General features: G+C 40.6%; 21 protein-coding genes. 11 read left to right on the top strand and 10 right to left on the bottom strand.

Translation table 11 applies throughout. The features are described from left to right. Nucleotides 1–18 precede the first annotated feature (18 nt). Nucleotides 19–1008, top strand: a complete 990-nt coding sequence (locus AC4MC0_RS10985) for a lysophospholipid acyltransferase family protein (RefSeq protein WP_491887041.1) — start codon at nucleotides 19–21, stop codon at nucleotides 1006–1008. Here AC4MC0_RS10985 and AC4MC0_RS10990 read toward each other — a convergent pair. The 3 genes from AC4MC0_RS10990 to AC4MC0_RS11000 form a co-directional block, all read right to left on the bottom strand. Then, complete coding sequence (locus AC4MC0_RS10990; protein WP_491887042.1) at nucleotides 908–3379, bottom strand: DNA internalization-related competence protein ComEC/Rec2; 2472 nt, start codon at nucleotides 3377–3379, stop codon at nucleotides 908–910. The two genes, AC4MC0_RS10985 and AC4MC0_RS10990, sit on opposite strands and share 101 nt — an antisense overlap. 101 nt (nucleotides 3380–3480) lie before the next feature. After that, a complete protein-coding gene (gene lolD, locus AC4MC0_RS10995) occupies nucleotides 3481–4164 on the bottom strand; it encodes a lipoprotein-releasing ABC transporter ATP-binding protein LolD (RefSeq protein ID WP_004693913.1) in 684 nt (227 codons plus the stop codon). Next, entirely contained in the window at nucleotides 4157–5392 is a 1236-nt protein-coding gene (locus AC4MC0_RS11000; RefSeq protein WP_004980646.1) for a lipoprotein-releasing ABC transporter permease subunit, read from the bottom strand. Before AC4MC0_RS11000 ends, lolD begins: the two co-directional genes overlap by 8 nt. A 24-nt stretch (nucleotides 5393–5416) precedes the next feature. On the opposite strand from AC4MC0_RS11000, the gene AC4MC0_RS11005 reads away from it, so the two are divergent. Beyond that, nucleotides 5417–5986: a PilZ domain-containing protein gene (locus AC4MC0_RS11005; RefSeq protein ID WP_004693916.1), complete on the top strand. Its 570-nt coding sequence runs from the start codon at nucleotides 5417–5419 to the stop codon at nucleotides 5984–5986. 15 nt (nucleotides 5987–6001) lie between these two features. On the opposite strand, the gene AC4MC0_RS11010 is transcribed toward AC4MC0_RS11005, so the two are convergent. Both AC4MC0_RS11010 and AC4MC0_RS11015 read right to left on the bottom strand, forming a co-directional pair. Beyond that, nucleotides 6002–6913 carry a DMT family transporter gene (locus AC4MC0_RS11010; RefSeq protein WP_335999996.1) on the bottom strand — a complete coding sequence of 304 codons (912 nt, stop codon included), beginning with the start codon at nucleotides 6911–6913 and terminating at the stop codon, nucleotides 6002–6004. 13 nt (nucleotides 6914–6926) lie between these two features. Further along, complete coding sequence (locus AC4MC0_RS11015; RefSeq protein ID WP_335999998.1) at nucleotides 6927–7397, bottom strand: YaiI/YqxD family protein; 471 nt, start codon at nucleotides 7395–7397, stop codon at nucleotides 6927–6929. 265 nt (nucleotides 7398–7662) lie between these two features. Here AC4MC0_RS11015 and AC4MC0_RS11020 point away from each other — a divergent pair, with 265 nt between their 5' ends. Both AC4MC0_RS11020 and AC4MC0_RS11025 read left to right on the top strand, forming a co-directional pair. Continuing rightward, nucleotides 7663–8595, top strand: a complete 933-nt coding sequence (locus AC4MC0_RS11020; protein WP_491887043.1) for a hypothetical protein — start codon at nucleotides 7663–7665, stop codon at nucleotides 8593–8595. A 420-nt stretch (nucleotides 8596–9015) separates the two neighbouring features. Continuing rightward, the gene (locus AC4MC0_RS11025) at nucleotides 9016–9156 is read left to right on the top strand and encodes a hypothetical protein (protein WP_004693924.1); all 141 of its coding nucleotides are present in this window, start codon (nucleotides 9016–9018) and stop codon (nucleotides 9154–9156) included. 311 nt (nucleotides 9157–9467) lie between these two features. Here AC4MC0_RS11025 and sthA read toward each other — a convergent pair whose 3' ends face one another. After that, nucleotides 9468–10883, bottom strand: coding sequence for a Si-specific NAD(P)(+) transhydrogenase (gene sthA, locus AC4MC0_RS11030; RefSeq protein WP_004693926.1), 1416 nt, complete (start codon nucleotides 10881–10883; stop codon nucleotides 9468–9470). A 208-nt stretch (nucleotides 10884–11091) separates the two neighbouring features. Here sthA and lipA point away from each other — a divergent pair, with 208 nt between their 5' ends. Then, nucleotides 11092–12105 carry a lipoyl synthase gene (gene lipA, locus AC4MC0_RS11035; RefSeq protein WP_004693928.1) on the top strand — a complete coding sequence of 338 codons (1014 nt, stop codon included), beginning with the start codon at nucleotides 11092–11094 and terminating at the stop codon, nucleotides 12103–12105. A 71-nt stretch (nucleotides 12106–12176) separates the two neighbouring features. Here lipA and AC4MC0_RS11040 read toward each other — a convergent pair. Further along, a protein-coding gene (locus tag AC4MC0_RS11040) for an IS3 family transposase (protein WP_491887044.1) occupies nucleotides 12177–13414 on the bottom strand; the annotation gives its coding sequence in 2 pieces (ribosomal slippage) (nucleotides 12177–13078 and nucleotides 13078–13414; 1239 coding nt in all). A 312-nt stretch (nucleotides 13415–13726) separates the two neighbouring features. On the opposite strand from AC4MC0_RS11040, the gene AC4MC0_RS11045 reads away from it, so the two are divergent. Further along, on the top strand, nucleotides 13727–16201 hold the full coding sequence (locus tag AC4MC0_RS11045; RefSeq protein ID WP_491887045.1) for an acyl-CoA dehydrogenase: 2475 nt from the start codon (nucleotides 13727–13729) through the stop codon (nucleotides 16199–16201). Between the two features lie 96 nt (nucleotides 16202–16297). Here AC4MC0_RS11045 and AC4MC0_RS11050 read toward each other — a convergent pair whose 3' ends face one another. After that, on the bottom strand, nucleotides 16298–16558 hold the full coding sequence (locus tag AC4MC0_RS11050) for a hypothetical protein (protein ID WP_004693932.1): 261 nt from the start codon (nucleotides 16556–16558) through the stop codon (nucleotides 16298–16300). Nucleotides 16559–16829: 271 nt separating this feature from the next. Between AC4MC0_RS11050 and AC4MC0_RS11055 the strand changes: the two genes are divergently transcribed. The 4 genes from AC4MC0_RS11055 to AC4MC0_RS11070 all read left to right on the top strand — a co-directional run bounded on the left by AC4MC0_RS11055 (nucleotide 16830) and on the right by AC4MC0_RS11070 (nucleotide 19848). Then, nucleotides 16830–17180: a hypothetical protein gene (locus tag AC4MC0_RS11055; RefSeq protein WP_178928070.1), complete on the top strand. Its 351-nt coding sequence runs from the start codon at nucleotides 16830–16832 to the stop codon at nucleotides 17178–17180. 7 nt (nucleotides 17181–17187) lie between these two features. Further along, nucleotides 17188–18915 carry a PepSY-associated TM helix domain-containing protein gene (locus tag AC4MC0_RS11060; RefSeq protein WP_491887046.1) on the top strand — a complete coding sequence of 576 codons (1728 nt, stop codon included), beginning with the start codon at nucleotides 17188–17190 and terminating at the stop codon, nucleotides 18913–18915. Next, nucleotides 18912–19250, top strand: coding sequence for a DUF3325 domain-containing protein (locus AC4MC0_RS11065; protein WP_178928072.1), 339 nt, complete (start codon nucleotides 18912–18914; stop codon nucleotides 19248–19250). Before AC4MC0_RS11060 ends, AC4MC0_RS11065 begins: the two co-directional genes overlap by 4 nt. A gap of 79 nt (nucleotides 19251–19329) precedes the next feature. Beyond that, nucleotides 19330–19848 carry a tetratricopeptide repeat protein gene (locus AC4MC0_RS11070; RefSeq protein ID WP_490768809.1) on the top strand — a complete coding sequence of 173 codons (519 nt, stop codon included), beginning with the start codon at nucleotides 19330–19332 and terminating at the stop codon, nucleotides 19846–19848. 37 nt (nucleotides 19849–19885) lie between these two features. On the opposite strand, the gene AC4MC0_RS11075 is transcribed toward AC4MC0_RS11070, so the two are convergent. Both AC4MC0_RS11075 and AC4MC0_RS11080 read right to left on the bottom strand, forming a co-directional pair. After that, entirely contained in the window at nucleotides 19886–20836 is a 951-nt protein-coding gene (locus AC4MC0_RS11075) for a DUF4424 family protein (protein WP_078426792.1), read from the bottom strand. Between the two features lie 20 nt (nucleotides 20837–20856). Beyond that, nucleotides 20857–21390 carry a cysteine peptidase family C39 domain-containing protein gene (locus AC4MC0_RS11080; RefSeq protein ID WP_491887047.1) on the bottom strand — a complete coding sequence of 178 codons (534 nt, stop codon included), beginning with the start codon at nucleotides 21388–21390 and terminating at the stop codon, nucleotides 20857–20859. Between the two features lie 140 nt (nucleotides 21391–21530). Here AC4MC0_RS11080 and AC4MC0_RS11085 point away from each other — a divergent pair, with 140 nt between their 5' ends. Next, nucleotides 21531–22388 carry a DUF4062 domain-containing protein gene (locus tag AC4MC0_RS11085; protein ID WP_490768811.1) on the top strand — a complete coding sequence of 286 codons (858 nt, stop codon included), beginning with the start codon at nucleotides 21531–21533 and terminating at the stop codon, nucleotides 22386–22388. Nucleotides 22389–22480 lie beyond the last annotated feature (92 nt).

The following is a 22480-nucleotide window of genomic DNA, read 5'->3' on the forward strand; positions in this document are numbered from 1 at the left end:
TACCATTGACTCTAAAGAATGACTAAAGCACAAGAGCAAAACTCGACCTATCGTTTACTGCGTTTTGTAAGCAAACAACCTATTAAACTTGCACGTTTTTTTGCTAAGGGGTTAGCAGGTTTAGTCAATCTTTTAAAAATCAGTAAAAACAATGATGCCCTCAGACTCAACTTAAAAATTGCACTGCCAGAGCTCAGTGATGAACAACGTGAAGTAATCGCAAGAAAAACAGTGCGTAATGAACTAACCACCTATTTTGAGTTTTTTAGTATCTGGGGTTCAAGCAACCAAAAAAATATTGCACGCATTCAAAAAGTGTATGGTGAACATCTCATACATGAAGCACTTGCAGCTAAAAAGGGCTTGGTTCTAATTGTTCCCCATTTTGGCACTTGGGAAATTATGAATAGTTATATCGCCCAATTTACTGAAATGACCATTATGTATAAACCGGTCAAGGATCCTGGTGCTGACTTATTTGTTCGTGAGGCGCGCAGCCGTGAAGGTGCTCATCTGGTCCCTACCGATGAATCGGGAGTACGCCAAATTTTTAAGGCGCTCAAACAAGGGGGTACAACCGTAATTTTACCCGATCATACCCCAAAACAAGGTGGGGAAATGATTCCTTATTTTGGCTTTCCTTTGGCTTCAAGCAACCTGAGCGCCAAACTGCTTCAAAAAACCAAAGCCAAGGCTTTACTGCTCTATGCTATTCGTAATGACGATGGCTTTGATATGTACATTGAAGAAATCAGTGAAAGTATTTATCAGGGTACAGCCAATGATGGCACCTTCGTCATTCACCAAGCCATTGAAGACCTGATTCGTCGTCATCCAGAGCATTATCATTGGACCTATAAGCGCTTTAAAGCCAATCCTGAGCTTCGAACGCTGTATAACCTCCCTTTTAATGAGGCTGTGACGCGTTTAGAGCAACTGCGTATGGAACAACAGATTCAGTCGACTGCAACCACTGTCGAGTCTGACGTTGTGTCGTCAGTTCAATAAACCCTGTAGGCTGCGCAATAAAACCGATACTGCCTTGTCCTGCTGTTGTTAAGAATGGGATGTTTAAAGCTTTCAAACGGGCTTGCGTTACTGTACTTGGATGTCCATAACGGTTATTGAAACCTGCTGAAGCAATTGCTAATTTTGGTCGATAGTGTTTTAAAAATGCATAGGCTGAACTATGCCGACTGCCATGATGCCCTAAGACCAATACATCAACTTTTAAGTCTGGATAATCCTGCAATAATTGAAACTCGGTTTGCCAGCCCGCATCCCCCATAATCAGAAAATACTGATAAGACTGTACATCCTTCACCTGTATATAGACCACACAAGATAGCTCATTTTGCTGATATGGCACTTGTGCCAATTGATTGGCTTTCGGTGACAAAATTTTGATTTCCACTTGTTCAGACCAGTGCCAGATCTGACCTTGTTGGCAATAGTTAAAATTTGACCTATTTGCCACATCCAATTGCTGATTGGAATAGATTTGATTGATCGACAACTCATTTTTTAATGTGGCATAACTTCCACTATGATCTTGATCCAAATGTGTAAGTATCAGCTGATCTAATTGGCTCACGCCTTGCTTCGATAAAAATGGCTGAATAATCTGCTTAGCAACACTAAACTTCGATTCATCATAGGAGCCACCAACATCAATCATGGCATACTGTTGACCATGCTGCATATACACGGCTTGTCCCTGACCTACATCCAGTACGATTAACTCAAAAGGACGGTTTTGGCTACTGAACCCCAACAAAGGAATCAAACCTAGCACCAGCCATGATTTAGGGAGGCTGGGTTTGGGCATAAAAACAATGATTAAAAGCAAAATCAGTAAAATGACTTGCCAAGTATTGAGTGCAATTGGATATAACTTAATCGGTAGTAGTGCATCCAGTACATTGAGTATGCCCAATAAAAATACCAGCACCCAATCCGCCAACTGAAACAAAAGGCTGCTCAGCGGTTCGAAAAGATAAAAAGTTAATGCTGCCAAAACCTCTAGTGGTACAACCAACAAACTGATCAGTGGAATAGCGACAAGGTTACTGATTGGACTCACCCATGAGACTTGCTTGAAGAAAATAATCACCAAAGGCATCAGAGCCACAAATATTTTCCACTGCGACTCAACCAAAAGTTTTAAGCTAAAAACGAATTTTTTCTGCCAAGACTGCGGGCGAGTCAAATCCAGCCGAATAGTGGTTTGATAAATGCGTAAAAGCACAAAGCACGCACCATAGGACAACCAAAAGGCCGCTGATAGAATTGAAAAAGGATCAAACAGTAAAAGAAGTGATGCACTCAATAAGAGTAACGTCAAAGCTGAAATTTTCTGTCTGAGCCAAATCAACACACTTAAACAGAAACAACTGAGTAAAGTACGAAGTGCAGGAATTTCAAAACCAACAAAGGCACAATACAGCAATACGCAGCAACAAAATGGCAGTAACAATGCATAAGGCCGTGGGATTTTTAGAAAAATCTGTGGCCAATAACGATTCAGCACCTTCTGTAACAGCCAACACAGCATCACGGCAAAGATCAGCACATGTGGCCCAGAAATTGCTAATAAATGGCTAATGCCAAAGCGTTGAAAAAGTGCTGTCGTCTCCTTATCTAAGAAACTTTCATCCCCAGTCAGGAGCGCTAGAATTAGACCCTTATGACTTAAAGGCTGGTTATAAATAAAATAACGAATATTTAATCGCTGTTGTTCTATACCCAGTTGAATTTTATTGAGTATGCCCTGCTGTTTTCTTAAATAATTAGTATAGCCTAATGCAGAAATTTCTGATTCAGACAAGGGTTGTATGTGCTTGAGTTTAAAACCCGACATAAGATTACGTTGCAGATACCACTGCTCAACATCGAATACACCTTGCACCGAATAACTATGTGCAGGACGTATTTCCCCTGTCAGTCGGTAGTATTTCCCAAGTTCCAAGACCTCTTGCTCATCCGAGATCCTTTTTTGAAAACTCAACCATTGCACTGGTTTCACATGTCGGTTCAAGACCTGTATTTCTTGCTGAATAGTCTCAGCACCCAGTTGGTTAATTTTTTCTATATAAACAATGACTTCAGCATCTTCAACTTTTGTTTCTTTATAGGCTAGACGCTGTTGCAAAGCCGATTGTGCATAATGATATCCCGCAGTTAAAAACAACATGGAATAAATCAGTCCGCATATAAACTGCAAAATAAGGGCGTGTTTGTACTTAAAGAGAAAAAACTGTAACGGCAAAAGTACGCTGACCAAAATCAGCGCTGGATAAAAAAGGTGATTTAGAATGGGGACGTTCTGCCCCATCAATGCAATTCCTACAATCCAAGCAGCAACATATAAAAACTTCATTCTTTTATTCAGTTATTTTTTTTATTGGCGCCATAATAAAGCCCACCGAAGTGGGCTTCAATAGATAGTGGCTTTATCTCATATTTTTGTCGGCATCCAGCCTAGTCATTGACCCAAAGACCATCTTGCATATGCAAAATAGAATCGGCGGACTGAGCCAGTTGTTCATCATGTGTCACGATCAACATCGCCATATTGAACTCCTGACGTAAATCCATCAGCAGCTCAAAAATTTTGCTTGCTGTTTTACGATCTAAGTTGCCTGTTGGTTCATCTGCCATCATTAATGCTGGCTTGGCCACCAATGCACGCGCTAATGCAACACGTTGACGTTCCCCACCCGAAAGCTCACCCGGTTTATGGGTTAAACGATGCGTCAATCCTACACGTTCGAGTAAATATTCGGCTTGCTTTTGTACATCTTTAAAGTTGGTGCCTTGACGTAACATCAGTGGCATTGCCACATTTTCCAAAGCCGTAAACTCAGGCAACAGATGGTGGAACTGGTAAACAAAACCTAAGTGTTGGTTACGTAAATAACCACGCTCAGCTTCATTCAAACTGTCAAAACGACTGCCCTGCAAAAACACTTGGCCCGAACTCGGACGGTCTAAACCACCCAAGACATGTAACAAAGTACTTTTACCCGAACCACTCGACCCCACAATCGAGACAAATTCACCTGCTTTAACTTGTAGAGAGAGGCCTTTAATCACCTCAACAGTCGACTTACCATCGGTAAAATGTTTTTCAATATTTTGTGCTTCTAAAACAATTTTACTCATAACGTAATGCCTCCGCAGGTTGGATTTTTGCAGCACGCATTGCAGGATAAATTGTTGCAAGGAAACTTAAAACTAAAGACAGTGACACAATGGTTAATACATCTTGCCATCTTAAATACGAAGGTAGGTAATTGATAAAGTAGGCATCAAACAAATGAAGTCCCATCACATTGTTTAACCAACCTACAAAACCACTAATTCCAGAGGCAAAAACAATGCCGAGAATCGCACCCGATACCGTACCAATCACACCAATAATCGTGCCCTGAACCATAAAAATACGGGTAATAGTTGCAGGTGAGGCGCCAAGGGTACGTAATATGGCAATATCCGATTTTTTATCGGTCACGACCATCACCAAGGATGACACAATATTAAATGCAGCCACTAATACAATCAGGAAAAGTAATAAGCTCACCATGGCTTTTTCCATTTGGATCGCACTAAACAAATTGCCGTGAGTATAGGTCCAATTCGAAGCATAAAAACCGCTTGGCAGATCCATCACAATTTCATCAGCTACTTTAGGTGCTGCAAAAATATCATCCAATTTCAAGCGAATGCCTTGCGCGCCATCAGGTAAGCGTAACAACGTTGATGCATCATTCAAGGCAATATAGCCCATCATCGAATCGACCTCAGCACCAATGCTGAAAATGCCCACAATTTTGAAACGTTTAAAACGCGGTACCACACCTGCTGGTGATGGTGTTGCCTCAGGTAAAACCAAAGTCACACTATCATTTAAACCTAAACCTAAGGCATCGGTCATTTGTTTACCTAGAACAATACCAAACTCACCTTTTTTTAAGTTATCAATACCCCCTTCAACCATGTGGTCTTGGATAATCGAAACCTTTTTTTCATATTGAGGTTCGATCCCCGTGACCATAATTCCAGCCACTTGGCCTTGTGCCGTAAGCATCCCCTGCAATTGAGTAAACGGTGCTACGCCTGTGACGTGTTCCTTTGTCTCAATTTTTTTTGCAAGTTCAGGCCAATCTGTTAAAATTTGTGTTGAAGAAACAGTGGCTTGAGGTATCATTCCAAGTACACGTGTTTTCAGCTCTCGGTCGAAACCATTCATTACAGATAAGACTGTAATAAGTACAGCCACACCCAGTGTCAGACCGATCATCGAAACCAGTGCAATAAAAGAAATAAAGTGGTTGCTACGCCGTGCGCGAGTATATCTCAACCCTATATACAGCGAGATTGGTTTAAACATACCATCTAGTCCGAGGTCATAATTATGGAAAATTTACAGCATCAAAACGTTCAAACAGAACGTCGTGTGATGTCACGAATCGATGCGGCCTTGAGAATTAACTATCAGATCATTTCTGATGATGTTGCCCTGAATGACCCTTACGATCCTAATTTTGTTTTACCGCGCTATTTTCTACTACTCGCAGAATTAGATCAATTTGATCATGCACTAAACTACGAATTAGAACAATTATCTGAAAAAGATCAACAAATTGCTCGAATCTTATCCCTATTTAACCAGAAATTAAACCTGATCACGGGGTCTTTGTACGACACAATTGTACAAACCATGTTACCTACGCCTGAACATGTGAATTTTTCTGAAAGTGGTTTGAGTTTCTATAGCGAAAAACAAATTCAAGATGGTACCTATATCCACTTAACCTTGAGCCACCCTGAAAACTTCTTCCATATTGCCGCGATTGCGCAAGTGGTGTACAGCAATGAAGAGGAAAATGGCAAGTGCCGCACGGGAGCATACTTTATTACCTTGCACCCACAAGATCGTGTCAAACTGGCCGACTGTATTTCTTTGACTGTCGAAGATCATTAAAGCCAGAACCTTGGACTAGTTTTGGCTTTTTAACTTTTGGGCAAGTTTCCGACTTGCCTGAAGATCTTTATAAAAATAAACGAACAAACCTGACAATAAAACCACTGCACCCAAAATCACCATCATCGAGAGTTTTTCTTGATTCAGCACAGCACCTATAAATAAAGCAATCATCGGTGTCATGACGGTAGTCAGCGATAAAGTCGTAGGTTGAATTTTCTGCACCAATTTAAAATAACAGAACATCGCAATCAATGATGCCATGACGACCGTATATAGCAGCGCCAAGCAAGTTTTCAAATCGGGCATTTGCTGCGGTGCATGCTGCCAAATAAACGGCACAATACATATAGCCGCCAATGTCGACACCAAAATTGAACCTGTCGCTTGTGCAACGGGTTCAATATTCGCATTGACTTTTTTCACCCAGAAAATAGAGGCTGCATAAGAAAATACACTCAGTAACATCAGTCCAATCCCAAACGGATGGACATGCTGTGCTGTACCTGCAAGGCAAATTATCGCAAGTCCCAGCAGTGCAATACACATCCCAAGCCACTGCATCGCACTCAAATAGCTCTTAAAGTAAAAACGTCCGATCAGCCCTGCCATAATCGGTGCTAAGCCAAACATCAATGCAATCATGCCTGAACTAATATAGTTGGTGGCCACATAGGTAAAAAACTGCGAGCCAATCAAGCTAAAAGAACCAGCCAAATAACTATGCCAAGCGACTTTATCAGTGGGGAACTGTCGCTTTAAAACCAATAACAAACAAATCGCCAAAGGCAGCGCGATGAAAAAACGTAATACCAATGCCCACAGCATATGTAAATCGGTCACACTCCACACAATCGCTAAAGGCGTTGTGGACCAAATAAAAACCAATAATCCATAGGTTGCCATCAGATTGGCTTTAGAAGACATAATCAGCTCGATGCTAAATGGCAGTTTTGCGTTTTTGCTTTTGAATGGTTTGGTCTAAAGAACTAGAAAATTCGCGTTTATCACGCTCAGAAATAGGTGATGGCCCACCCGTATTTACGCCTGCTCCACGTAATGAATCCATAAAATCACGTAAATGTAGGCGGGCTTTGACATTGGCTGTAGTATAGATTTCACCACGTGGGTGAATTGCGATTCCACCCTTTTCAATCACTTGCGCGGCAAGCGGAATGTCTTGTGTCATCACAATATCATTCTCTTTCATGCGTTCGATGATTTCTTTATCCGCGGCATCAGCCCCACTCATTACTTGAATTGAATTTATACGAACGGAAGGCGTAATCCCGACATTTTGATTGGCCACAAAGGTCACTTCAAGCTGATAACGATCTGAAGCACGTAAAATCACTTCACGTAAAATTTTAGGCAATGCATCTGCATCGACCCACAGTTTAAATGGCAGCACTGCACATCCATAAACAAAAGAAACTGCCTTAGTCTAACAAACTCAGTGCTTGAGCATAATAGATAAAACCGCTCAAAATCACCTATACAAAGCTCGCTTCATACTTTTTAAGTATCAGATGAAAATACTTTGTTCTTTTGTCTATCAAATAAAGTAAGGCTTTACTCTTTTTTGATGATTTTCTAGTAAAAATAAAATATAGCACTTGAAATATAGAAATAACCCTCGATTTAATAGGGATATATAACCTCATTCAATCGTGCATATGAAGAATCAAAATAGTCCAGAAATAATCACCATTGATGACCAAAACTTTGGTAGCCACGTCGAGCATTGGAATTTACTCACAGATAACCCTGCACAAGATGTCCCTAAATGGTTAGGTTTAGCTTTAAATGCACCAATCATGCCGATGGGTTTATGCCAGACTGAACAAGATATGGATGCGGGTTGTTGGCTCATTCAAGGTCCAAGTCAAGCGGCTGTTCAACTGACTCAAGTCATCGCGGTTGAAGACAATAAACCCAAGGCTGTTAAAACTGCATTTCCAAGTTTTAATAGCCCCTATAAAGTGTCTGCTGTGGTTGAACGCATCATTCGCGGTCAATCCAACACACAAGCCGTTTTACGTTTAAACTTAGGCAATAACAGTATCGTCTACGCTTATGACAGCTTATATAGCGTCAATCATGCTCAATACCAAAAAGACCAAACCTATATTGCACATCTCAATGCATGGGCATATGAACTAGAAGCAGTCGCAGAGCACGAGCAACTGGTGGTTGATGATCCTGCATCGATTAAACATCATCGTGCCTTGAACGATATTTTGGCAGCAAACAATGGCATTGCTCCTGCAAACCTGCAAGAACAGATTGATGCATGGGAACCAAAGTCGGATGATGACAAAGAACCTGTGACTGTCGATTTTTCAAAAATGGTCGCTTATTTGTATGGCGAAAAGATCGGTCAGGAAGATGAAGCATGGTTCCAAGGGAATATTGTTGGCAAAACCAGCATGCAATTTATGGAACAAGACTACACTCTGCTTGATGTTGCTTTGATTCATGAAGACAACCAACCTGCGACACTGATTCGTATTGCCACTAAAAATCCAGAGTACGCCAACTTTAATATTGGACAATACATTCGCGGCAACATTTGGATTCAAGCCAATATTTATGCATTAAATCAATAATTTATAAAAATAAGCCGACGTAAACTATGCAAGATCGATGTATAGGCTGCGTTGGCTTCTTTATTTATATCAATACGTTTTATTTTAATTTGAATTCATTTGTATAAAACTTATCCACATATTTTATTATCTCTTGGTATTTTAAATTCATTTAAAAGCACATTTATCCACAGTTTTAAATTCAATTATCTTATTTTAACGATAAATAATAAAATCCTAAGTTCTATGACTTTCAGATAGTTAGTTATTGGTAGCTGCTGGCTTCTAGATTAACTCAGCATAAACTTGAATATTTAAGTGATTATGCATAGTGGAGATCTGATTATTTTTAATTAGTACTTTATTTAAGCATTTTTTTATGTTAAAAATACAAACATGCAATAGGATTTTAACGATAATTAAATCGGAATAAAAACTTCCATGAAAATTATGCAAGAAGAAAATATACAGCATGTTGAACATCAATTAGAAAAGCGTTATCAGCTTGACGCTTATTCGTGCATGTTTTTTGTGTTAGGCATGATGATTTCTGCCTACTTCTTACATCAGTTCATCCTGTAACTGATTTCACGTCGCAGCCCAATTCAAAAAGCCAACTTTGTTGGTTTTTTTATGTCTAAAAATATCTGCTATGCCGTATCACTGGATCATTCTTTCCATGTCCTACGCTAAGAAACATGGCATCCACAAAATTACTGTATCTCATAAGCAAAGTTGCTCCCTCCCCCCTTACTTGTCACACTCACCTACCACCGCACAAATCGTTAAAAAGTTTTAGGCATTTAGATATGCCTGCAATTACAAATTAGCAATTTTAGGTATAAAAAAACCTGCAAGTCTAAACTTACAGGTCTCTGAAAATACTATAAAAATTAGAACAAACGGTTCATACCATTTAAGGTCGCTACACGATATGCTTCAGCCATCGTTGGATAGTTAAACGTCGTTTCAACAAAATAATTGATGGTATTGTTTGGACTATTCATCACCGCTTGACCAATATGAATAATTTCCGAAGCGTTATTACCGAAGCAATGAACACCCAGCACTTCCAAAGTTTCACGGTGGAATAAAATTTTCAATTCACCCACTGTGTCACCCGTAATTTGCGCACGCGCCAAATGACGGAAAGAAGCTTGACCCACCTCATACGGAATTTTTTCTTCAGTTAACTCTTGTTCAGTTTTACCAATTGAAGAAATTTCTGGAATGGTATAAATTCCTGTCGGAATATCAACCACAGGTTCTACACCCACTTCACCGCTCATGTTTGCACCTGCGCAACGACCTTGGTCATATGCAGCAGAAGCCAGTGAAGGCCAACCAATCACATCACCCGCAGCGTAAATGTTTTCCACTTCGGTTTGGTATTGATCATTGACTGTAATTTGACCACGGCTGTTTGGCGTAATACCCACATTTTCTAAACCTAAGCCATCCGTATTTCCAGAGCGACCGTTACACCACAAAATAGCATCTGCTTTAATTTTCTTACCGCTTTGCAAATGCAGCACCACGTGATCATCATATGTTTCAAGATGATCAATCTGCTCATTATGGCGAATCAAGACCCCTTGTTGACGTAAGTGATAAGACAAAGCATCAGAAATTTCATCGTCTAGATAACTCAGTAATTTATGCTGTGTATTAATCAAGTCAACTTTATGATCTAGCCCAATGAAAATAGACGCGTATTCACAACCAATCACACCTGCACCATAAATGATGATTTTTTGGATCGAATAATCGAGGTCTAAAATTTTGTCCGAATCGAATACACGCGGATGATTAAAATCAAGCGCCGCAGGACGGTATGGACGGCTACCCGTTGCAATCACGATTTGTTTGCACATGATCGTTTCTTTGATGCCTTCAGGGCTAAACACTAAAACCGTATTTTGGTCTTGAACATAGGCACGACCATGGTAAATATCAATTTTATTGCGGTCATAAAAACGTGAGTGTGTATCAACCTGTTGTTGAATCACTTTATGTGCATTTTGAAGCACTTGCTTCATTGTAAACTGACGCCAGTCACCCATTTTTTTAAACATTGGGTCGCGGCGATAACGGATAATACTCGATACCGTTTGACGTAAAGCTTTACTTGGAATGGTCCCCACATGGGTACAGTTACCACCGAGCTGCTCACGTACATCCACAATCGCAACACGCTTTCCAGATTTGGCAAGTTTCATTGCCGCGCCTTCACCCGCAGGGCCTGAACCTAGAACGACCGCATCGTACTTAACGAAAGTTCCACCAACGACCTCTTTTTTACGTGGCATTCAACGCTCCTTCTTCAAAAACTTATTACTTATCTTGGGCATATTATGACGTAATTGCAGGCAATTTGCTGTATTTAGCTTACATATATTAAGTGATAACCACATTTAGTAAATGAATAGTATTTCCGCCCTATCAATTCGCATTTCCGCTATACTAATACTGCTATTTTTAGCATCTCCCCCGTCAAAAACAGTGGAATAGTTGAATATGTCTGAAAACCGTAAACCTGAGCAGGGTATCAAACTTCGTGGCGCAGAAAAGGTCGCGCGTATACCTGTAAAAGTTATTCCTACGGTTGAAACGCCACGCAAGCCGGATTGGATTCGCGTGAAAATGGCAGCACCCGAAGAAGTGCAACGCATTAAATCAACCCTACGTGAACAAAAACTGCATACCGTTTGTGAAGAAGCTGCATGTCCAAACCTACCTGAATGTTTTGGTGGCGGTACGGCAACCTTTATGATTATGGGTGACATTTGTACACGTCGTTGTCCTTTCTGCGACGTAGCACATGGCCGTCCAAATGCACTTGACGCAGACGAACCACGTCATATGGCTGAAACGATTTCAAACTTAGGTTTAAAATATGCCGTGATCACTTCTGTAGACCGTGATGACTTACTTGACGGTGGCGCACAACACTTTGTTGACTGTATTAAAGAAGCACGTGCATTAAGCCCGAATACTTTACTTGAGATTTTGGTACCTGACTTCCGTGGTCGTATGGACATTGCGCTTCGCATTATGACTGAGTGTCCACCTGATGTGTTTAACCATAACATTGAAACTGTGCCGCGTTTATACAAAGCGATGCGTCCAGGTTCAGACTACCAACACTCTTTAAATCTGTTAAAAATGTTTAAAGAATATTGCCCAGACGTTCCAACCAAATGTGGTTTGATGGTCGGTATTGGTGAAACTGAAGAAGAAGTCATTTCACTTTTAGATGATTTGCATGCACACGGCGTTGACTATGTAACAATTGGCCAGTATTTACAGCCTTCAAAAGAGCATGCGCCGATTGACCGCTTCGTTACACCAGAAGAATTTGAACGCTACACTGCGCATGGTCAAAAGCTGGGCTTTAGAAATATTTGGGCAGCGCCGATGGTTCGTTCAAGCTACTTCGCTGACCGTCAATACTATGGCGAACCTGTACCAGCAGTACGTCGCAAAGCAGATCCTGCGAAAAAGATTGCTGTTCAAACGATTGAAGCTTAATTTGCTGTGGTGTTAAACAGTTAAAATGTCTTGTCCTGAAATAGATTGACAGTATTCCACTTCAAACCGAGTTAAGCAATTAGCTCGGTTTTAGTTTGCTCATACATCTGATTCGGGGTGTTCATATTTAAACTTAAATGTGGTCTATAGCAATTATAAATCATGATAGATTCCGTAATTAAGTGATCTAACTCCTTCATGGTTTGACATCGTGTAGTTAAAAACTCCTGCTTTAATATTCCATTAATCCGCTCTGCTAATGCATTTTGATATGAGAAACACTGTTTCGCAAGGTATCCATCTGTCATGGAAGGACATATCCCATAATGGCGCAATGCCGATTGATATAGCTCAGAGCAATACTGAGAGCCTCTGTCTGAATGATGAATCATCCTAGTCGCTCGATCCGTCACATGCTGCATCGCCATATGTAGAGCCTGCATAACATTCTCCGCACGCATATCATTCGATAACTTATAACCTTTAATCTGACGGGTATAAGCATCTGTCACCAATGATAAATAATGTACGCCTTCAGCACTCTCAACATAAGTAATATCACTAACAAAGACTTCGTTGGCTTGCACTGCTGAATAATCCTTTAATAAATTTGGATGCTTCTTCATCCAATGCTTGCTATCCGTAGTTTTTGTATAGCGACGCTTGGGGCGAATCAATAAATTATGCTCTTTCAATATTTTAAATAACTGATCCCGTCCACACTTTAAACCACGCTGCAACAATTTGCCTTTAATAAGCCAATACAACTTACGTGTTCCGATACTTGGCATGAGACAACGATATTCCATAACCAACTCAAGTATTTGTTCAGTTGCTTGTGCAGTCATTTGAGCACGTTTTTCTGCTTGATAATAAGCTTGTCGGGTGATTCCCAACCACTGACAATAACGTGAAACGCTTAGTCCTCTTTGGCTTTGCCAATCTTTGAAACATGCTCGGTATACTTTTTTCCAAGATCAGTCCCACATTCTTTATCAATGTGATAAATCACATCCTGAATAAATTCAGTTTTAAGCTTTTCTGCGGCTAACTGCTTTTCTAATTGGCGGATTCGTTGTTGGGGTGTTAATTGGCGTTTAGAAGAAGGCGGCATATTCGAAGTCCAGTCCTGTTGTCCGTGCTTGCGTAACCATACCAGCACAGTTGATCTTCCTTGAATACCATATTTTGCCTGAGCTTGTTTATAAGTAATTTGCCCTTTTTCTACTTCATGTACAACCATCATTTTAAAGGCAAAGCTATAATCACCTTGTGTACGTTTAACTCTTTGTTCTCGTTCATGTTCCATAAAATAAGCCTCTTAAAGGTGTAAACTTATTTCAGGACGGGACAAAACGCAAAAATTAAAAGCCCTCATATGAGGGCTTTTTTTATTACGAACTTCGTTCTTTATATTTTTCAATTACGTATTCATACATTTCTAACACAGTCATTGTTCAATAAACACCCTAATCTAATTCAAATTCTAAAATAATCGTGATGCTACACATCACATCAAATTCATTTTATTACACCTTTTTAGTCTACGTTTTGCCTTATTTTCCGTGAAATTCTATAAAACGTATGACTCACCTCACGGTGTAAACAACGGGAGGTTTCAATGGGTTTCATTTTCTCCATTCTGTTTTTAATCTGTATCCTCTGGGCTATTTTTTATTTTGAACTCAGTCGCTTAATGGCAACTGCAATCATTATTTTTGCGTCCCTCTTCGCTGCTATTTTTATCAGTCCGTGGTCATTACTTCTAGGTCTGCCCTTAATTATTCTCAGCCTGATTGTGGTTATTGATCCATTACGCAAGTCCTTAATCACGCAACCTGCCTATAAAGCTTTAGCCAAAGCCATGCCGAGTATGAGCAGTACCGAACGCGAAGCATTGGATGCAGGAACCAGTTGGTGGGAAAAAGAATTATTTATGGGTGCGCCTGACTGGAAAAAATTTGATGGTTATGTCTACCCAACTCTGTCTGCTGAAGAGCAATCCTTCTTAGATCATGAAGTTGAACACCTTTGTGGTTTACTCAATGAATGGGAAATTCATCATCACTTAAAAGATCTTCCCGTTGAAGCATGGCAATACATCAAAGAACAAGGCTTTTTAGGTTTAATTATTCCCAAAGAATACGGCGGTCGTGCATTTAGCTCCTTTGCCCAAAGCCGCATCATGAGTAAAATTTCTTCACGTTCACTGACTACTGCGGTCAGTTGTATGGTGCCCAACTCTCTAGGCCCAGGTGAATTGCTTTTACATTATGGAACTGAGGAACAAAAACAGCGCTACCTACCAGGACTAGCCAAAGGTGAAGAAATCCCCTGCTTTGGTTTAACCAGTCCTGAGGCTGGTTCAGACGCGGGTGCGATACCGGACACAGGTGTGGTCTGCTATGGTGTGTTTGAAGGCCAAGAAGTACTCGGTTTACGTATGAATTTTTCAAAACGCTGGATTACACTGGCGCCTATTGCGACTGTGATTGGTCTCGCTTTTAAACTCTATGACCCTGATGGACTATTAGGCGATGCAAGCAAAACTGAATACGGCATCACCTGTGCCTTATTACCGGCCAGTCATGACGGCGTCCAAGTCGGCGCGCGACATAATCCTGGTTCACCCTTTATGAATGGCACGGTCGATGGACAAGATGTTTTTATCCCACTCGATTGGATTATTGGTGGGGTGGAAAATGCAGGTAAAGGTTGGCGCATGCTGATGGAATGCTTAGCCGTAGGTCGTGGGATTTCACTGCCAGCGCTCTCCACTGCTTCAGCTGAAATGGCTTATTTAAGTGTCGGTGCTTTTGCCAAAGTACGCCAACAATTTAAAATTTCTGTAGGACATTTTGAAGGCGTGCAAGAAGCCACCAGTGATATTGCCAGCGGTGCGTATATGTTAGAAGCTTTTCGCTATATGGTGACTTGTGGTTTAAATGAAGGTGGAAAACCTGCTGTGATGACAGCTATGGCCAAATACTATGCCACCGAAACCATGCGTAAAATTGTCAATCATGGGATGGATGTCGTTGGCGGACGGGCAGTACAAATGGGGCCGCGCAATTTTTTAGCATTGAATTATCAAGCCATCCCTATTTCGATTACCGTTGAAGGGGCCAATATTTTAAGCCGTTCTTTAATGATCTTTGGTCAAGGCTCAATGCGCTGTCATCCTTATTTATATGAAGAACTCCAACTCCTTCAAGCAGAAGATACAAAGTCAGCTTTAGCGCCTTTCGACACGCTACTTTTTAAACATTTGGCTTATACTTTTAACCGAACAGCCCGTTCATTCAGTTATGGCATATTCGGTGGCCCTTCAGATGCTTCCGCACAAACAGATGCTTTCTCACGTCCTTTTTACAAAACCATTAACCGTTACAGTGCAAACTTCGCCTTAACCGCAGACCTGTGTTTAGGCTTACTTGCAGGCGATATTAAACGCAAAGAAATGCTTTCAGGGCGTTTGGCTGACATTCATGCCCATCTATTTATCGCGACCGCTATTTTGAAGTTTTATGAAAAAGGACAACGTAGTGAGGTGGAACAACAGCATGCACAACTGGCTTTAGAAAAAGCATTTGTCCAAATTCAGGATGCATTTGATGGACTATTCGCAAACTTTCCTATGCGAGCCGCAGCTTGTGTAGTCAAGTTCATCTGTTTCCCTTTTGGTCGTGTTGCCCAGCAACCAAGTGATCAGCTAAAAACGCAATTAGGACGTGTGATCATGGAAAATAATCCTTTCCGTGAACAACTGAAGCAGCATGTTTTTTACAATACCGATCCAGATGATGTCTTTGGGCGTATGGAAAATGCCTTCCAAGCAGCATTGAAAATTGATCCGCTGTGGACGAAGTTTAAAAAAGCGGAGTCTAAAGGACAATTTAAAGGCTTAGATTTTGAATCCCATATTCAACATGCACTTGAAACAGGATTCATCAGCCCTGAGGAAGCAGATCAGTTGATTCATTACAATGCTCAACGCTTCGATAGTATGCTCACCGATATTTTCGACCATGAGCTTGAACAAACACTCGCTTTAAAGAATCCCTACCATACAAAGGCTTCCGATATTCAACCATAACCCTCTCATCGGTTTTTGAAACGCCTAAAAGATAAAAGTCCGTTTACGGGCTTTTATTTTATCCACACAATATATACCATGGCATCGAAACGAAATTTAAATCCAATACACGTTTAAACGGTAATAGAACTCTTCCACTTCCAAACGGACTTGATATCCCAGTTGGGTAAGTTCTGCTGAAAGATGACGGATATCTTCTAGGGGTAAATGTTTTGGCAATACGGTAAATACCGCAGTATTTCCCTGTTTCGCACTCTCCTCGATTAGGGATGCTAAACGTAATTTGTAGATCTCAATATCTAAATACGCTTGGTTGGACATAATTTTTGCCTGTTCGGCATTAATAAAAGCAGCCATCTTTTCCTCCGTTAGCACCAGTTTTAACTATAAAACTAACGCACAACAAAACAGCGTGTAATGTGATTTAGTAACACTGTGTAGTTATTCTTAAAAATAAATAAAGATAAGAATCAAATCGATTTAAAAACTCATCCTCTACAATCCAAATTTTCTATTCACTAAACTCACTTACCGTTACAGAAAAAATAAATAAAGTTACCATCTGTTCTATTTAAATAATAATTGTTATCATTTGCAATATTGTTTACTAAGACACCAACTCTCTTCCATGAATAGCACCACTCAAATTGATGCCTTGGTTCATTCGGAAAAAGTCCGTCCGAAGCCTGCCAAAAAGAAGAAAGTCGACACACCCGTTAGCTACCGTCTGATGGTGTTATATCGATTTGCACTTGCCTTGCTTGGAGGGTATCTCCTTGCTGCACTCTCTGCGTTAACTATTGCTAAAGTCTTTATTGCAAATCCTGTGAATGCGGCCATGAGCGCCACACTCATTGCATTTTGTCTTAACTGTGCTGCCTTTATTTGGGTCTTTATGGTTCAAAAAACCTTAAAAGCAACGCTCGGTATTGCTGTGCCATGTATTGCACTGTATGCCCTACTCAAATTTTTAGGATAGTTTTTAAATGCGTGTTGATCAAAAAGCGGAAGGACCGCGCCAATCCATGTCATGGTTGCATACATGGGCCAGTCTCATTTTAGGGTGGCTGCTGTATGCAATTTTTGTGACTGGAACCCTGAGTTTTTTCCAAAATGAAATTTCCACTTGGATGAAGCCAGAAACACATCAATCTATCCCTGCGCAGGCTCAAGTGCAACAAATGCAGGTCGCGCTTAACTATTTACAGAAAAACCACCCTGATGCAGGCAGCTGGAACATTCAACTGCCCAACTCACGCCAAACTACAACTGAAGTGACTATTCGTGCCGTTGGTGAAGACCCGAAAGCACGTCGCGGTGGAACACGCCTCACCTTAGACAGTGCGACTGGCGAAGTAATTGAACCACGAGATACGCGTGGTGGTGGGTTCCTGTACCGTTTCCATTTTGAATTGTACGGTTTACCCCGTCTGTGGACACGTTGGTTGGTCGGGATTGCCACCATGTTCATGTTGGTCGCAATTGTCAGCGGCATCATTACCCATAAAAAAATATTTAAAGATTTCTTTACCTTTCGCTCTGGCAAAGGTCAGCGCTCATGGCTAGATGCACACAACGCAACCGCTGTTTTTGCATTGCCTTTTCATCTAATGATTACCTTTAGTGGCTTACTACTACTCATGTTTATGTTCATGCCTTGGGGGATTAACCAAGCTTATGAAAATCGACAACAGTTTTTACGTGACCAACAGGCCAGCATGATTGAGCAGCCCCAAAAAGCTGAAGATGTGCAGCGCGAAGGTCAGGGTCAACGCGAAGGTGAAAGAGCGGCTCGTGGAGAACGCGGACAGCAACGTGGTGAACATGCTCAAGGTCGTGGTGAGGAACGTCCAAAACCCGAACTCCGCCCTGCACCACTGACAGACTTAGCGCCAATTATGGCAGCGGTACAACAACAGTGGAAAGACAATCCAATTGCTTCAATTAATATTATTTCACCCAATACAGACCAAGCCAAAATTGAGTTCCGTGCTCTGCGTGCTGAAAGTGTCGCGCATCGCAATGTGTATGCAACACTCAACTATAATGGGGTCACGGGTCAAGACGAAACGGATAAAAATATACGAATCAAAAATCCATCGATTCCAAGTGGCATCTATAACGTGGTCACCGTCTTACACGAAGCACGTGGCCTCGACTTGGCTCTTCGCTGGTTATTATTCTGCTCGGGTATTTTAGGCACGCTCATGGTGGCTACAGGTCTGATCCTTTGGTGTGTAAAACGTGCACCCCAACAGCAGAAACAAGGCTATAAATCGTTTGGTTTCCGACTGGTTGAAGTCCTGAATATTGCGGCCATTATTGGCTTGCCTTTGGCCTGCGCGGCATATTTTTATGCCAACCGTTTCATTCCAGCAGACGTAGAAATGCGCCTAAACTGGGAGATTCGTAGCTTCTTTACCGTATGGTTACTCGCGCTGATATATGCCATTTTCCGTACCCACCGCCAAGCGTGGTTAGACTTACTTTTATTGGCAACACTCGCTTTCGTACTGCTACCAGTGGTCAACTTGATGACAGGCGGTCAGGCTTTGTGGAACAGCATTGCGCAGAGTCAATGGATGATTGCATCGGTTGATTTAGCCATGTGGGTAATGGCAGTGATCTTCTATTTCGCTTATGACAAAGTGAAAAAACATCAAGGTTTGCCGAATAAAAAAGTGAAAGCACCTGTTCACGAGGCCGAAGCATGATTTGGTTTCTGATCATTTGGGCTTTAGCGACCTTAGGTTTTTTTGCCCTTGCCAGCAGTATGTCTAAGCACCAAAAGCAAATCTTTGCTAAAGAACTGACACTTCAGCAAACACGCTTAGCAACCACTGTGGGTTGGTTACTGTTAATTGTTTCTTTGCTCATTTGCTTAACACAAGGACATTGGAGCACCGAAATCAGTTATTGGGTCGGCGTAATTAGCTTCGCTGCACTGTTTGTTGGACTTTGCTTAAGTTATTTTGAACAAAAAATTAAGAATATCGCTGTTTCAGTTTTACTCTTATTTATATTCAGCCTAACTTTACACCTGATCTGAACCTAAAAGCCAATCTTCGGATTGGCTTTTTCACTTGAAAGCATTAGGCTATCCACAGTTTAAATCTTTGGTTATTTGTATGCCTCAATCTCCTAAAATTCCTGCTGAATTGGTCAACCTCGCAACAACGGGTAATAGTGACGCTCAATTTGAACTTGCTGAACTGTATATGCAAAGTGAAAATGAAGATGAAATTACGCTTGCAGAAGAATGGGCACTCAAAGCAGCAGCATTGGGTCATGTGGAAGCCATGTATTGGCTAGGTGAAGGTTATGCTTTTTATGCCAAAGAACTTCGTGAAGAAGATCCAAGCGAAGCTGAAACCTACTTTGGACATGCACATCACTGGTTAAAACAGGCCGCTGAGCTGAAACACCCTAGTGCAATATTAGAGTTGGCTGGTTTTTACCGTCGTGGTGATGTGGTTGAAAAGGATGTCGCTAAGTCAATTGAACTGGTACAACAAGCAGCGGAACTGGGTGAAGCTCAAGCCATGCGTGATTTGGCATTCATTTATGAAAATGCCCTAGGTGTCGATGCGGATGAGGTAAAAGCCAAATACTGGCACGACAAGGCAGATGCCGCAGAACAGGAATAAAATCAAAAGCCCATCCTTTGATGGGCTTTTTTACTACTTAAAACTTACGCACAAAAATAATATCTAAATCCTGTTTCGGCACAAAATTCTTTTCTGTCATTTGAAATTGTGTCGAACTGATCTTTTTCACCTGACCATTCCAACAAAATGAAACCAACTCATTCGGGTCACGCTCAATGGTCAGTTTAAAACTTTGAATAGGTTTCGCCCAATTTGCACCCGTTTTTAAGATATAGCCCAAAGCTTGATAAGGGGCATATTGCGACTTGGTCTTTTTCAAACCCGCTTTGAAGTTTTGATCCATACAATAGGTTTTTTCATCCTCTTCTGGATATAAAGAGACCGAACCACCGACCAATGGCATGTACTCATGTTTTACATGGGTCAACGCATTGGCCTTAAACGTCTGCTGCCAACTATAAATAATTTGCGATTCCCAATAAATTTCATCATCCACCTGATAAGGTTTTAAAAGCTGCTGCACCGTTTTGTCCTGACAACGGTACAAACGCAGATTAAGTGTAGAGTCTTGCTGCAATAACCACGGATACATCAAATCTCGATCTGAAAAACCACATTTTTTCAAACCTGCAGTCACATCGACAACGTCATCATTGGAATTGAAGTCACCACCTGCCGTTAAAGTGGGTAAAAATGCACGCACATGCGTTTCTGGCTGAATCTTTTGTGCATTGGCTTGTACTTTAAAGCTTTGAATCAATTGTTCGGTATGCGCAAAATCGCTTTCACGCGAACTGCCCACACGCGGCAAGGGAAATAAAACAGTTTCCGTAATATCTTGAGTTGTAAGATTTTTAAATTGGTAATTCACCCGAATGATGTTTTTACTGATAAACAAATCTTCACTTTGCATACTGATTTTTGGATTTTTCAGATATTGCACACCGCCCGTTGCCACAAAACCCGTGCTGTCATTCGCACTGATCTGCATAGAGATAAACACGCATAGTCCGAGGATCTTTTTCATTTAACGTCTTCTTTTCATGTTTATTGTGCTGTTTCCATGCGAGCGTTTGAATGATCAAGCACGATCACTTGTCGGCAGATGCCCTCGACTTGACGTTGCCGTTCAAATACAGATGCAGGCATCGCATCAAAGGAATCAAAGAAACAGATTTCTTGTTCATCTATAGAATAAACCAGTGAATGATTTCCAATGCCATCTAAAGTATCGTAATAGACAATGATAAATTTATTTTGCTCAAATGCCTGTTGAATTTGTTGGTAATTGATGGCCGCTAAAACTGGCAGCTTTAGTTGCTCAGCTTCTGCATAACTCAATTTTTCTTGTGCTTGAAGCTCTGTGTCTTCATCAGTATAAAATTGAACATCAAAGCCAAATTTCTTTAATCCGACTGCCAAGCCAATGGTTGTCGTTCCATTTTCTGCATCATAACCACAGACCTCTATCAACTGTTCAATATCCGCATCGATATATAAATGCTGGAGTAGCATCCATACCGCATAAATACCGCCATTAGCTTCAAGGTTCATTAAGGATTCAGGGATATTCAAAGCCATAACACAATTCGAAAAAGATGATTGTGTTGATAATAAACAAAATGACTTGAACTCGAAATTAAATAATTACATCAAACCATAGAAACCGTATAAATTTCAGATATATTAAGGGTAAATAATCAAATTTCAGTAAATTAGAAATGGCACATCAAGCTACAATTTTAAATGTAATGATCGCATCCCCAAGTGATGTATCAGAAGAGAGACAACTAGTACGCGATGCAATTTATGAGTGGAATGCGATTCACTCAAAACAATTTGGTGTAATGCTAAATCCTGTTGGCTGGGAAACACATATTGCACCTGAAATGGGTAGTCGCCCACAAGAGATTATAAATAAAAGCATTCTTAATAATTCGGATATTTTAATTGGTCTTTTCTGGACTCGCTTAGGTTCACCAACTGGTGAGTATGTTAGCGGGACAGTAGAGGAAATCTCAAAACACTGTAAGAACAACAAATTAGCTTCAATATATATTTCAAGAAAGTCTTACCCCGATAATATAGATTTACAACAATTACAGCTTTTAAGAGATCAAACCCAAATATGGCTTAAAGATGGATTATTAGAATTCTATGATGATCAATCTGTCTTTAAACAAAAGATTAAAGATCACTTATCTCTTCATATTCAACAAAATGAATATATTCAAACTATTGTAAATGAACTTAATTCCAACGATACGGCAATCCAATCTTATACAGAAAAAGCTATTGAGCTTAGTGATGAAATGATAACAATCCTCCAGAATGCGGGAAAAGATGAAGGGAATATTTATTTTATTAAACATATAAATGGCACTACTTTATCTACTGGAAAATTAGATATAAATCTTCATGTCGGTCGCGAGTTAGCTAAATGGGAAAATGCTGTCCAAAAACTTTCAGAAATTAAATACATTAAAAATCAAACTGATGAAAAAGATTATTTTTCTTTAACCAACGAAGGTTGGAATGCTTTTGATCAATTAAAAGAACAAATAGGCAAAAGCCAATAATATTATCTTTTAAAACTTGGAACACTTTTAGAATCCAAGTACAATACTTCGCTAGTCGAGGGATGCTGCGACTTTTTCACAGGTACATAAAT

Source organism: Acinetobacter sp. CAU_H_S139_7 (assembly GCF_058599305.1).

Bases quoted from the DNA above. Each gene is read 5' to 3' on its own strand.
- AC4MC0_RS11075 (WP_078426792.1), bottom strand. From the start codon at position 20,836: ATGAAAAAGATCCTCGGACTATGCGTGTTTATCTCTATGCAGATCAGT.
- AC4MC0_RS11085 (WP_490768811.1), top strand. From the start codon at position 21,531: ATGGCACATCAAGCTACAATTTTAAATGTAATGATCGCATCCCCAAGT.
- AC4MC0_RS11070 (WP_490768809.1), top strand. From the start codon at position 19,330: ATGCCTCAATCTCCTAAAATTCCTGCTGAATTGGTCAACCTCGCAACA.
- AC4MC0_RS11050 (WP_004693932.1), bottom strand. From the start codon at position 16,558: ATGGCTGCTTTTATTAATGCCGAACAGGCAAAAATTATGTCCAACCAA.
- lipA (WP_004693928.1), top strand. From the start codon at position 11,092: ATGTCTGAAAACCGTAAACCTGAGCAGGGTATCAAACTTCGTGGCGCA.
- sthA (WP_004693926.1), bottom strand. From the start codon at position 10,883: ATGCCACGTAAAAAAGAGGTCGTTGGTGGAACTTTCGTTAAGTACGAT.
- AC4MC0_RS11065 (WP_178928072.1), top strand. From the start codon at position 18,912: ATGATTTGGTTTCTGATCATTTGGGCTTTAGCGACCTTAGGTTTTTTT.
- AC4MC0_RS11005 (WP_004693916.1), top strand. From the start codon at position 5,417: ATGGAAAATTTACAGCATCAAAACGTTCAAACAGAACGTCGTGTGATG.
- AC4MC0_RS10985 (WP_491887041.1), top strand. From the start codon at position 19: ATGACTAAAGCACAAGAGCAAAACTCGACCTATCGTTTACTGCGTTTT.
- AC4MC0_RS11055 (WP_178928070.1), top strand. From the start codon at position 16,830: ATGAATAGCACCACTCAAATTGATGCCTTGGTTCATTCGGAAAAAGTC.
- lolD (WP_004693913.1), bottom strand. From the start codon at position 4,164: ATGAGTAAAATTGTTTTAGAAGCACAAAATATTGAAAAACATTTTACC.
- AC4MC0_RS11020 (WP_491887043.1), top strand. From the start codon at position 7,663: ATGAAGAATCAAAATAGTCCAGAAATAATCACCATTGATGACCAAAAC.
- AC4MC0_RS10990 (WP_491887042.1), bottom strand. From the start codon at position 3,379: ATGAAGTTTTTATATGTTGCTGCTTGGATTGTAGGAATTGCATTGATG.
- AC4MC0_RS11045 (WP_491887045.1), top strand. From the start codon at position 13,727: ATGGGTTTCATTTTCTCCATTCTGTTTTTAATCTGTATCCTCTGGGCT.
- AC4MC0_RS11025 (WP_004693924.1), top strand. From the start codon at position 9,016: ATGAAAATTATGCAAGAAGAAAATATACAGCATGTTGAACATCAATTA.
- AC4MC0_RS11060 (WP_491887046.1), top strand. From the start codon at position 17,188: ATGCGTGTTGATCAAAAAGCGGAAGGACCGCGCCAATCCATGTCATGG.
- AC4MC0_RS11010 (WP_335999996.1), bottom strand. From the start codon at position 6,913: ATGTCTTCTAAAGCCAATCTGATGGCAACCTATGGATTATTGGTTTTT.
- AC4MC0_RS11000 (WP_004980646.1), bottom strand. From the start codon at position 5,392: ATGTTTAAACCAATCTCGCTGTATATAGGGTTGAGATATACTCGCGCA.
- AC4MC0_RS11080 (WP_491887047.1), bottom strand. From the start codon at position 21,390: ATGGCTTTGAATATCCCTGAATCCTTAATGAACCTTGAAGCTAATGGC.